This is a genomic window from Aestuariibacter salexigens DSM 15300 (genome assembly GCF_000429145.1).
Taxonomy (GTDB): Bacteria; Pseudomonadota; Gammaproteobacteria; order Enterobacterales; family Alteromonadaceae; genus Aestuariibacter; species Aestuariibacter salexigens.
In genome coordinates this window covers 98,174-109,718 of the sequence record NZ_AUBH01000010.1, presented here as the reverse complement: position 1 = coordinate 109,718, position 11,545 = coordinate 98,174, and the positions used below count along the sequence as shown (strand labels likewise).

Annotated in this window: 13 protein-coding genes; 5 read left to right on the top strand and 8 right to left on the bottom strand. The window is 48.3% G+C overall.

Annotated elements, in window-relative coordinates; translation table 11 throughout:
• Positions 1 to 16 precede the first annotated feature (16 nt).
• Together G441_RS0113430 and G441_RS0113425 are read right to left on the bottom strand one after the other, a co-directional pair.
• Positions 17 to 199, bottom strand: a complete 183-nt coding sequence (locus G441_RS0113430) for a hypothetical protein (protein WP_026376827.1) — start codon at positions 197 to 199, stop codon at positions 17 to 19.
• A 165-nt stretch (positions 200 to 364) separates the two neighbouring features.
• Complete coding sequence (locus G441_RS0113425; protein WP_026376826.1) at positions 365 to 1,096, bottom strand: MauE/DoxX family redox-associated membrane protein; 732 nt, start codon at positions 1,094 to 1,096, stop codon at positions 365 to 367.
• A 194-nt stretch (positions 1,097 to 1,290) separates the two neighbouring features.
• Between G441_RS0113425 and G441_RS0113420 the strand changes: the two genes are divergently transcribed.
• Positions 1,291 to 2,070 (top strand): DUF2884 family protein, encoded by a 780-nt coding sequence (locus G441_RS0113420; RefSeq protein WP_051275604.1) that lies wholly within the window; start codon positions 1,291 to 1,293, stop codon positions 2,068 to 2,070.
• 37 nt (positions 2,071 to 2,107) lie between these two features.
• Positions 2,108 to 2,935 carry an SDR family oxidoreductase gene (locus G441_RS0113415; protein ID WP_026376824.1) on the top strand — a complete coding sequence of 276 codons (828 nt, stop codon included), beginning with the start codon at positions 2,108 to 2,110 and terminating at the stop codon, positions 2,933 to 2,935.
• A 22-nt stretch (positions 2,936 to 2,957) separates the two neighbouring features.
• Here G441_RS0113415 and G441_RS0113410 read toward each other — a convergent pair whose 3' ends face one another.
• From G441_RS0113410 to G441_RS0113400, 3 genes are all read right to left on the bottom strand, one after another.
• Positions 2,958 to 4,379, bottom strand: coding sequence for a sodium-dependent transporter (locus tag G441_RS0113410; protein WP_026376823.1), 1,422 nt, complete (start codon positions 4,377 to 4,379; stop codon positions 2,958 to 2,960).
• 134 nt (positions 4,380 to 4,513) lie between these two features.
• Complete coding sequence (locus tag G441_RS0113405) at positions 4,514 to 5,242, bottom strand: SDR family NAD(P)-dependent oxidoreductase (protein ID WP_026376822.1); 729 nt, start codon at positions 5,240 to 5,242, stop codon at positions 4,514 to 4,516.
• Positions 5,239 to 5,646 (bottom strand): thiol-disulfide oxidoreductase DCC family protein, encoded by a 408-nt coding sequence (locus tag G441_RS0113400; RefSeq protein ID WP_034475157.1) that lies wholly within the window; start codon positions 5,644 to 5,646, stop codon positions 5,239 to 5,241. Before G441_RS0113400 ends, G441_RS0113405 begins: the two co-directional genes overlap by 4 nt.
• Positions 5,647 to 5,747: 101 nt before the next feature.
• On the opposite strand from G441_RS0113400, the gene msrA reads away from it, so the two are divergent.
• Positions 5,748 to 6,284 carry a peptide-methionine (S)-S-oxide reductase MsrA gene (gene msrA / locus G441_RS0113395; protein ID WP_026376820.1) on the top strand — a complete coding sequence of 179 codons (537 nt, stop codon included), beginning with the start codon at positions 5,748 to 5,750 and terminating at the stop codon, positions 6,282 to 6,284.
• Here msrA and G441_RS0113390 read toward each other — a convergent pair.
• Entirely contained in the window at positions 6,277 to 7,470 is a 1,194-nt protein-coding gene (locus G441_RS0113390; protein ID WP_026376819.1) for a hypothetical protein, read from the bottom strand. The two genes, msrA and G441_RS0113390, sit on opposite strands and share 8 nt — an antisense overlap.
• Before the next feature lie 153 nt (positions 7,471 to 7,623).
• Here G441_RS0113390 and G441_RS18710 point away from each other — a divergent pair, with 153 nt between their 5' ends.
• Complete coding sequence (locus G441_RS18710) at positions 7,624 to 9,531, top strand: metallophosphoesterase family protein (protein ID WP_156896372.1); 1,908 nt, start codon at positions 7,624 to 7,626, stop codon at positions 9,529 to 9,531.
• Here G441_RS18710 and G441_RS0113380 read toward each other — a convergent pair.
• Positions 9,528 to 10,247 (bottom strand): sulfite exporter TauE/SafE family protein, encoded by a 720-nt coding sequence (locus tag G441_RS0113380; protein WP_026376818.1) that lies wholly within the window; start codon positions 10,245 to 10,247, stop codon positions 9,528 to 9,530. The two genes, G441_RS18710 and G441_RS0113380, sit on opposite strands and share 4 nt — an antisense overlap.
• 94 nt (positions 10,248 to 10,341) lie before the next feature.
• Between G441_RS0113380 and fldB the strand changes: the two genes are divergently transcribed.
• A complete protein-coding gene (gene fldB, locus G441_RS0113375; RefSeq protein ID WP_026376817.1) occupies positions 10,342 to 10,881 on the top strand; it encodes a flavodoxin FldB in 540 nt (179 codons plus the stop codon).
• On the opposite strand, the gene G441_RS0113370 is transcribed toward fldB, so the two are convergent.
• Positions 10,882 to 11,400 (bottom strand): hypothetical protein, encoded by a 519-nt coding sequence (locus G441_RS0113370; RefSeq protein WP_026376816.1) that lies wholly within the window; start codon positions 11,398 to 11,400, stop codon positions 10,882 to 10,884.
• Positions 11,401 to 11,545 lie beyond the last annotated feature (145 nt).

Genomic DNA, 11,545 nt, shown 5'->3' with positions numbered 1-11,545 from the left:
CGCCGTTGGCACTATTTTATATGGCTATCGCGAGCAATAAACAGCCAACCAGGCCTGTCACACCAAAGAAACCGTATTCGATTTTTTCCTTCAGACCGGCCTCAGGCTGAGGCATAAAGCCCATAATAATGCTGGTCATACCCAGCACAAACGCGACTAACGCAAATCCGAATAAAATCGCATCTCCCCACAGACTCATTTTCGCTCCAACCGTTAATTATCTAAAACGCGCGTATTATGCCGAAGATGGCGGTCACTGTGAATGCCGCAAACGCCTGTTTTCTGCCCAGATGTGGACATTTTGATCATCATCAAACAATTTCCCTGTTATCACATCACTAAGTGCAGTCTCCTGTAGAGGGTTTTACGTGAGAAATTGCACAAACATCCACGCTCCTGCCGCAAACATTACGGCATTTTCAAGAAAGGATACCGCGCCTAATGGCACATTGGAGTCGCCTCCGACGCACGCACATTTAAGTTCCCGTTTATCAATGTAGACCGCTTTAAATACAGACACTCCGCCTATCCCACCAATAAATAGCATGATGATCATCGACAGGGCTGGCCATAGTCCGCTTACCATCAACACTCCGCCCAGCGTTTCTGCAAACGGATACACAAACGCATACGGCACATATTTTTTGGCAAGTAGGTCATAGCCTAGAAAGCTGTTCGCAAAACTGTCTACATCCTGCAATTTTAATAGCCCAAGCATACACATAGAGAAGCCGATAAATTGCATAATCATGTTTGACCACAAGACCTGCGTGGCATTGAAAGCAAGTCCGGCAGTCAATAATGCGGCAACCGTAAACAAAGACAGTACCGGGAAGTAGCTGGTCTCATCTGACTCCCCCTTACCAAAATGCGCTTCCAATGCGTCAAATCCACCAATGCGTTCACTCCCAATAAACACCTGTGGTGTAGTTTTTACGCCCAACTTTTCTTTTAAGTTGTCCACTTCCTGTCGGGAAGTAAGCGTGCGGTCGTCCACTTCATATCCTTTACGAGTAAGCAGATCTTTGGCACGTAAACCAAACGGGCATACATGGTCGTCCATTTCCATTCGATACAGTGTTGCTTTGTTCGACATCATTTCTCCCTAAAAGAACAGAATGATTAAGTGGTCATACTCACCAATTGTTAGGCAAATAATTAACTCATTGATTCAATTATTACTCTCACTCTCTAATAAGGATCGTTAACATACTGTTTTTAATAACTTTTAATAACTGGCAAGGAGGTTGCAACGGGTCATATGTTCGCGTAAATACTGTTGAGGAAATTATGAAACGTACATTGATTGCTGCTTCCATTTTACTGACCGCCGGCGTTGCTCAGGCTAATGATTGTAATATCGACCTTGACGGGTCACTGACATTTGAAAAAGGTGTCCTTACCGTCAGCAGTCCAGGCTCAGCAAAAATGACTATCACCCCTGATTATACTCTGCTTATAGATGGGCAGGCCTACAGCACTAATGCTGACCAGCAGCGCGCCGTTGAGGATTACTACAACAGTATGTCGAAAGCCTTGCCAATGACTGCAGATATTGCCGTTGAAGGTGTTCAGCTCGCTACTACAGCGCTCAACGAAGTATTCGGTGAACTGATAGGTTACAACGATGATGCAGTACTAGAGTTAAATGAAGCGCTGTCTCGCATCGGCGAAGACGTCAATAACAGTTTTTACGCTGAAGACGGCAGTCTGCACATTCGGTCTTCGGATTTCGACAATGGCGTGTTTGAAGATCACTGGGAAGCAGAACTCGAACAGGCAATCGAGAAAGCTGTATTTTCATCAATGGGAAAGCTATTGATCGCCGTTGGCACAGAAATGCTATTCAGCGGCGGTGATGGAAACGCGTTCGAAGCACGCATGGAAAATTTTGCAGAAGATCTGGAACAGAGGATCGAAAACCAAGCTGATGGTCTGGAGTTTAAAGCAGAGCAATTATGTGATGTGCTACACATCGCCGATATTGCAGAGGCTGATTTAAACAGGGAGTTCAGTGAGCTATCAGACTTGAACCTGCTAGAAGTCACCCGCGACTCTCACCGGATGTGATATTCTTGCCCGACATTTAACGACATGTTCGGGCAGTATGAAAATTAGCATCGTCGGCTGTGGCTGGCTTGGGTTGCCCCTCGCCAGTCATTTCATTTCAAATGGCCATATCGTCAGTGGCACAACACGAAGTACTGAAAAATCATCAGCACTTCGTCGTGCCAATATTACTGCCTATCAGTTCACTTTGGGTGACGACCTGTCTGACAAAACACTCGACTCGCTGTTTTGCGTTGACGCATTAGTCCTTAATCTGCCGCCCGGGCGAAGAACCATGGACGAGCAGTGGTTCACCGAACACATGCAACAATTCATCGATATCAGTCATGAGAGGGGCTGCAAAAACCTGCTTTTCGTCAGCACAACGTCTGTGTATGGCAGCGCGGAAGGCAAGGTCAATGAGCATTCCGCCGTTTCTCCAGATACCGCTTCAGGCAGGGCTCACGTTGCGCTCGAAAAACACCTGTTTGAGGTTTTTGCAGAGCACGGGGCGGTGATAAGGCTTGCCGGTCTGGTAAATGAGACGCGACATCCGGTGAAGTTTTTATCTGGTCGCGTAGACATTCCCAACCCCAATCAATGCGTAAATCTGGTTCATCAACACGATGTCATTGCCGCTATTGACGCGATCATTACAGCTAACAAGTTTGGTAAAACCTATGTGTTGTGCAGTCATGAACATCCTTCCCGTAAGGATTACTACACCTGGGCGGCAACACAGTTAGGGTTACCCAGACCGGCATTCACAGACGAACAATCGAGTGATGTAACTGGGAAATTAGTCGATGCGGGTGAGAGTCTGCGTACACTAGAGTTGGAGCTTAACTACCCAAGCCCCTACGATATGATTAGCAGACCTGATTAAATCAGGTCTGCATTAGCACGCTTTACCCTATGAGGGCGGTGCCGAAATACTTCAGTGCCACCGTATTTACAAAGATCACCAACAAAATTAGCGGAATAAAGGTACCGACGGAAAAATCCACATACTTTTCAAACCAGCTACCGCGGTATTTTGGGGAGCCCTTGTCGAGTTCAGCGTTAAAATTAGCTTTCTTCCAACGATAAATTACGAAGATGCAGATCAGCAGACCGTTCAATGGCAGCACGGTATCGTAAAACACGTCGTAAATCACATCGAACAATGACTTAGACTGTCCTGCATAGCTGACAAATTCTGTCAGCATTGGACTAATACCGAAAGATAGGGCCGCCAGCGACGCCATCACCACTAACATAATACCCAATACCACCAGCGCTTTTTTACGGCTGACCTTACGCTCATCCATGTAGGCTGCAACCGGCACTTCAAATATAGACACGAGCGAGGTAATCGCCGCAAAAAACACTAACAGGAAGAAGAAAGAGGCGACAAAGCTGGCACCAACGTAGCCAATTGTGGCTTGCAGTGCGAGGAAGATCTTAGGCAAGAAGGTGAAAATCATGCCGACTGAGGATTCACTCAATTCATCAGGATTGGTAGCAGGATTAAATGAGAAAATCGCCGGCAGGATCATCAATCCGGCGATAAATGCCACTGCCGTATCGGTCAATGCCACCAACTTTGCTGACCCAGGCACGTCGTCTTGATCACTGATGTAACTACCATAGGTGATCATGATGCCCATCCCTAGTGACAGCGAGAAGAACGCCTGAGACAGCGCACCATTGACCACGGCAGCGTCAATTTTACTGATATCAGGAACCAGGTAGAACTTGACCCCTTCCATCGCGTTATCCTGCGTCAACACAAATACGACCAGGATAATGAGCATCACAAACAGCGTCGGCATAAGCAGCTTGGCTGCCTTTTCAATACCCTGTTTAACACCGCCTTGCAGGATCAGATACACCACGGCGAGTACTGCCACCATATACACAAAGATCCAAGGCGCGTTGACAAATTCACCGAAGGTATTGGGGTCAGCAAGATACGTTAAGTTACCCGTAGCAGACTGAAACAGATAGCCGAATAACCATACGGTAATAACCAAATAAAACACCGCAATCATAAAGGGGGTGATGATCGACAACCATCCTGCCAGCTTCCAATGACCGGCCCCGCTAGACAGCGTGGAATACGCACCCAGCGGATCTTTATGGGTTTTACGCCCTACCGACATTTCAGCCATCATCACGGGCAAACAAATCAGAAAAACAAAGATGGCATACATCAATAGAAACGCACCGCCACCATTCTTTGCGGCACCGACGGGAAAACCAACCAGGTTGCCGATACCTACAGCCGAACCGGCTGCGGCGAGGATAAAGCCCAATCGTGAGCCAAATTGTTCGCGCGAAGCGCTCATACACTTGTTCCTATGTCGTTATCATTATTATATCTGTGGGCTGTGCGCCCTTTTTTGTGAGCGGAATGTTAACAGCCACACAAAAAAAAGTCTCTGTCTCGGAACACAGATTTTCGCACCAAAGGAACAATTGCTTACCAGTCTATAGCCTGTCCCTGCCAGTCAAGATAAAAAGGTCCCTGCTGTGGGTCCAGATCGGGTAAAAATGACAACAACTGCTGTGCAGTAAAGGCCGGAGTGAAAAGCTTTTCGGGTTTGACGTTGCGCTGGAACGGTTTGGACAACGCTGTATCCACTGTGCCTGGATGATAGGCCACCAATGCCACATTTTTAGCGCGCCGCTGATATTCAACCTGGGCAGTTTTGATAAACATGTTCAGGGCGGCTTTGCTGGCTCTGTATCCATACCATCCGCCTACCCGGTTATCGCTGATACTGCCCACTCTCGCACTGAGCACCACGCAGTGCGCTGGCCCCTGATCAGAGAAATGTTCTGCCGCGTGTTTGACCCACAGAGAAGGTATGATGGTGTTAACCGCAAAATAGTGGCTGAGTTGATTGGCGTTTATATCCTCTAATCGCTTTTCTGGTTTGATGCCTTTTGTATCATCATGCAAGGTCCCTACACAGCAAATCAGCGTTGTCAGTTTGCCATATTCAGAGATGATGTGGTTGAGGCATATCTGAATCGAGGGTTCGCTGTAATCCTCGATAGCATAGGGCCTAATATTACCTGCTGTTGCCTTACACTGCTGTCTGCCCACAGCAATGACCAGCGACGACGGCGAAGCGCTTGCCAGGGCGTTGACCAGCGCTGCACCAATGCCTCCCGACGCACCAACAACAACGTTTACCGTGCTCATGATTGCCCCTTGAGCTCACAGCGTGGACAGCGTTTTTGACCGGTCAGCCAATAAGAAATCCGATAGCGATGTTTGGCAAACAGAAGATACGCCTTATCAGCAAACCATCGTATAACGGGCCAGCGCATCCAGCCATAAACCCACCCTTTGCCGACCAGACGCCAGGCGTGATAGGTCACGTCCAGCCCCTGTATAACTGAGCCGTCCTGCCATTGCCCATGGATACGATCATTAAGATGCTGCCAATTCAGATCCGGAAAGCGCTGCGAAAAGTCATCCGCCATGATGTCTTCGAAACGCAAACACCCATCCCTATTTAGCTTCATTAGGTGTGACATTTCTTTCATACACAGCGGACATTGGCCATCATAGAAAATTGTCAGAGTGTGTTGATAATTATTCATAGTAATAAGTATTACGCTAAAAAAAGCCAACCGGATGACTTGATAACATGTCAGAATGTTACCAAGTACTGGACAATTCTTTTTCGCAATACGAGGCCCTTATGGCAACTATTCAACAGGCTACCCTGGCAGGCGGCTGCTTTTGGTGTATTGAATCAGCATTCAACTCTGTCGACGGCGTGATAAGCGCCTTTTCCGGTTATGCGGGCGGAAACACAGACAATCCAACCTATGAACAGGTATGCACAGGCGACACTGGGCATGCAGAAGTCGTTCGCGTGAATTTCGATGCAGATAGCATCTCTTTTAGGGAAATTCTGGAAATTTTCTTTGCATTACATGACCCAACGCAGCTAAATCGGCAGGGCAATGACATCGGCACTCAATACCGCAGTGCGGTGTTTTATCACGACGAGGCGCAGCGACAGGAAGCGGAAAAAATCATTCAGGAAATGACCGAACAGCAAATCTGGGAAGCGCCTATCGTTACCCAGGTAGAAGCACTACATAATTACTATCAGGCTGAAGATTATCATCAGGACTATTTCAGTAACAATCCGCAAAACCAGTATTGCAACATGGTCGTGGCACCGAAGCTGGCGAAATTTAAGAAGACCTTTGCAGCCAGACTTAAGTAACGTCCTTCACGTGTGGTGTCGCGAACCAGGCTGGATTGATATCCAGCCAAAATAATAGCGGCGCCATCGCCTTGTATCTTTGTTCATTGGATGCACACGCAATATTCTTTTCGTAATTGCGTTTCCACGGGTCGTTTATCAGCCAAATACGCTGCTTATCGATGGCAATACCTTCCAGTGACGCGTTGTCCATCAATTCGAATGCCGGACACTGTTCGCTTAACGTAGGTGCCTCAAACGCCAAGTCAACGAAGATGGTTGGCTGAACACCGGCAGCATCAATAAACCAAAGCTGGTTATCGTTGCGCGCAGCAGCAACCAGATAATGCACCTGTGTTGGCGCGTGGTAATACGCACTCAATCCATTAATGGGGTGATTGCCCTGTTCAAATACAGGGGTGTGTAATTCTGGTGCCTGCACTTGAACAAAATCACTGGAATCCCAAAAGTCAGCATCAATATCAACGCTGAATATGCGAGGCTGGCCATGAGCATCTTTTTCCAGACCCAGATAGAGAGTTCGCGACGTAGACAATTTATCCGAACCATTGATAGCAAAGGTCATTCCCTCGATACCATCATTAGGAAAGTCCCCTACTTCCATCTCGGCGGCAAATTGCAGCGGTCTGACATGGGTCATGGTCAGCACCCCTTCACGGTTACGCTTAACCCTGACCAATAAGGTCGGATAGTCGGTAGAGCCGGTATTCTGAAAACGTTTCTGACACCTCGTCGTCAATGCGCCAGTGCGGGTGGCATCCTCAGTAACAAGAATAAACACTGAGTCATCATCAGGATCGACCACCAGCGCCTCAAAATCGGGTTCATCTCTAAGGTATGGGCCAAAGCAGCTGCGTCGCACGCCGCTGGCGATGCGCATCGGGCCACTATCTGGTAGGAGTTTTGCAACCTGAGCACCCTGCGCGGGCGGGCTTATTTGATGTAACCTGAGCCGTTGTTGCTCTACAGCAGAACCGTCCGAAACTGACATCAGAGTGTTACGCCAGAAGATCAGGCCCGATGTTTGCGGATCCAGCATCACTTCCCCATCAGCATCGACGATCCATTGTCCCTGCAGGGTGTATTGGGGGTTTTCAGGCTGTGACGGCTCGTTAACGTCCGGCGCGTCGGAACACGCTGACAGCACAAAGCCAATCAAAAAGAGCGCAGCGATGCGAACAACCATGCAAACATCTCAGTAGTGTAAAAGGATGGGTGAATCTAAATGATCTGTTTCGTCATGGTCAAGGACAAAGGTGGGTTTTTCATGCTAACACGTTGATTGCTCAACCACTTGTAGGGCAGACTGGAGACTTTACATACTATCCGGTGGGGGAACGTGACAGATCCGAATCAAGCAGAGCTGCCCTTATTAATTCTGGGTCCCATGCTCAGACGGGTGGATTCGCAGCAGGTGGTCCTGCAGTGTGCGACATCTCAGCCGTGCCAGATCACCCTGTCACTGACCGAGTATTCCCAGCAGGGGGTGCTATTTTCGCAACAGCTTGATTCTGGACAACACCGCTGCATCCCATTAGGGCAGAGGGCTTACCTGCATTGGATACAGGTGACACTTGACTCACCTTTGCCTGTTGACACAAAAATTCACTACGACCTGTCATTTTCCATCGAGGATCGACACCCTGCGTCGTTACGCGAACTGGTTCCGACATTGTTATATGAAGAGCACAGCGACTGTCACTTTTTTTACCAGACCTCGCTTACCAACGTGATGCATGGCTCTTGCCGCAAACCACATTATGACGGCGATGATGCACTGGCTGGCCTGGATGGATTGATGGCTGAAGAACTACAAGGCGGCAAAAAGCGTCCCGACCTGTTGATCATGACCGGCGATCAGGTCTATACCGATGATGTATGTGGTCCCCTGCTTCAGGCTATTCATCAGACTGTACAACTATTGGGTCTGCATGATGAAAAATTAGAAGGCGCTGTCGTAAACAACGCCAGCGAGCTGTTTTGTCATCCACTCTCGTTCTACCAACGTGAACAATTACTTCCAGGCCTTGAGGCAAATGAAGGCGTAGCAAGCACGTTCTTTGCTGCCAAACGAAAACCGGTTTTCACCTCAGTCAACGCGCAGAACCATTTGATCAGTGCGGCGGAAATGATAGCGATGTATTTGCTGGTGTGGTCACCGCAGCTTTGGCGTTATATCGAGATAACGGATGACTGCGTAGCACAGAAATACAAGCAGAGATTCGCCCGTGAGAAGGCAGTACTGGAAACGTTCATTAAGCAGCTCGAGTCTGCGCAGCGCGTTTTCGCACATATGCCAACGTATATGATTTTTGACGATCATGACGTTACCGATGACTGGAACCTGACGCGTAGCTGGGAAGAGGCCGTATATGGCCACCCCTTCTCAAAGCGCATTATCGGCAATGCATTACTCGCCTACTCTCTTTTTCAGGGCTGGGGTAATGACCCAGAGACGCTCGCCCCTCTGGCCGAGCGCATTAGCGCTCATTTCAGCAAACAGGGGATAGCTGAACACGACGCGCTGCTCGATGAACTATATGAATGGCCACATTGGGACTATAAACTCGACACCTCTCCTGTCGTGCTGGTACTGGATACCCGCACTCAGCGATGGAGGTCTGAATCAAATGGCAATAAGCCGTCTGGTTTGATGGACTGGGAAGCCTTGTGTGAACTGCAGCAGAATATGATAGGTCAACAGTCGGTGATTATGGTTTCAGCAGCGCCGATTTATGGCGTGAAGCTTATTGAGGCTATTCAGAAAGTGTTTACCTTCTTTGGTAAGGCATTGATGGTGGATGCCGAAAACTGGATGGCGCACAAGGGTACGGCCAGCGTTATTCTTAACATATTCAGGCATATTCGCACGCCGCCACTGTTTGTGATCCTGTCCGGTGATGTGCATTACTCATTTGTGTATGACGTGTCGCTGCGCTTTCGACGCAACAGTCCTCGCGTCGTTCAATTTACCTGTAGCGGCATTAAAAATTGCTTCCCAAACACCCTACTGCGCTGGCTGGATCGCCTTAATCAACTGTTATTCGCAGAAAAATCACCGTTAAACTGGTTTACGCGACGTCGCTACATGCGTATCAGCCACCGCTATCCAGAGGGCCATGAAAATACCTCATTACTGAACCAGCCGGGGCTGGGACTACTGGAAATCTCCAATGACCAAAAAACGGTCAACTGCTCAGTAATCGATGCGAAAGGCCATCGCACCACATTTTTGGCAGACGACTAACCCATCAACGATTTTGTAATCATGGCCACCGCCAACACGCTGAGTATGCCCTTCAAGAAGCGTTGAAAAACCTTATCTTCTACTTTACGCCTGATTACCGTGCCAAGCCATGAACCCACGATAGCAGCGATAATCAGCGCTACCATCAACCATAAATAAGGGGTATAGACAAAACCCGCTACCACAAAAGCCGCCGTTTTCAGAATATGAGTAACCAGCATCATCATCGCGCTGGTTGCCACGATTTGGTCCCGACTGCTCAGTTGTTTGGAAAGTAGGGTAAGTGTAAGTGGCCCGGTAGCACCTACTACGATACCTAATCCGGTTTGCAAAAAGCCCGCAGAATAAAAAGTCTCTGCGCGCCGCAGCATGGCACTAAAAGGCTCGTTCCATAGCGTTAGCAGAATGTAGGAGCCAATAATCAGCGGTAACCAGCGTTCAGGCAGTAGCGTCCAGATCAGCGTAAACACCGCCACGCCGGCGATAGAGCCCACTACAAAGGGGAACAAGAAACGCCATTGCACTGCCCGCCAGGCAAACCCTGCCCGTGATGCATTGCTGGCCATCTGCGCGATGCTGTGCACAGGTACAACCGCTGCTGCAGGTAATACGAACGGCATCACCGCAATCAACATCAACCCGCCGCCAATGCCCATAATCGCGGCCACAACAGATGTAAAAATACTGAATGGTACGAGTAACCAAACCAAGCTCATCGCGCTTCCATTGATCGAAATCTGAGTCATTAACGTTGAATCCGGCAACAAGGTTACGCAAAATACACGCCCTTTGACCACCCATGGAGCAAAAATGTCAGATCCAGCGTTTCACATTGGCTTATTTTACGGCTCGACGACCTGTTATACAGAGATGGCTGCCGAAAAAATTCAGGCCGAGCTGAATCAGTTGTTTGATGCTCACGTTGTCGAACTGTTTAACATCAAAGACACCCCGCTTACCCGCGCCGAGGCTTATGACATTCTGATTTTTGGTATTTCAACCTGGGACTTTGGTGAATTACAGGAAGACTGGGAGTCCCACTGGGACGATATCAAATCACTGAATCTGCAGGATAAGGTGGTTGCGCTGTACGGCCTGGGGGATCAAATTGGCTATGCAGACTGGTTTCAGGATGCACTTGGCATGCTGCATGACGAACTTGCCGTTTTAGGATGTCATTTTATTGGTTACTGGCCAAATGAAGGCTATGAGTTTGCCGCCTCAAAAGCACTTACAGAAGATAAGACCCAATTTGTTGGCCTGTCACTGGATGATGAGAACCAGTTTGATGTCACCGACGAGCGTATTCAGCAGTGGTGCACCCAACTTTTGACTGAACTGGAAGACTGATCACGCGCCTTTAAATCGCTGCTGTGCAGCTTTCGCTTTGGCCGTTTTGAGTCGTTCAACATGCTCTATCAGCGAGTCGGTGGTGTTCTTGAGCAGCTCCAACTCTTCCAGCGATAAATCGTCTAGCTGTTCAAGATTGTACTCAATGGTATTGATGATTTGTTTATATGGCCGTTGCATGGGGCGCATGAAGTAGGCAGTTACCGTCGCCATAATCGCCCCAAAAAACACCAGTGAACCAATAACAATCCAGGCTCCCCCGATAAATACTGCTGCGCCAGTTTTCGGCATATCTGCAATCCCTGCAGTTGAAAAGGCGGCGATTCCCCAGTACAGCGCGCGTCCATAGGATGTGATGCTGCTGCCCTGCGCTTCCTGCTCGGCAACGTATAGACCTGCCGCAAATAACAGCCACAACACAATTAACAATAATGACGACTTAATGATTGGCGTGTGAAGAATGACATCATGAGTAAAGCGTTTGCCGCGATTCAATAGTCCATGGGGTTGTTTACGCATCAATCTTGCTCCCTGTAATTGAAACTACCTTTAGGTTAATAGATGATCATAGAACGTAAACGGATTAATACACGACTTCCACTGATAATGTTTATCCGTTACCAGCCAAAACTGAGAGGAACCTTAAGGTTTTTAATTTAATTGA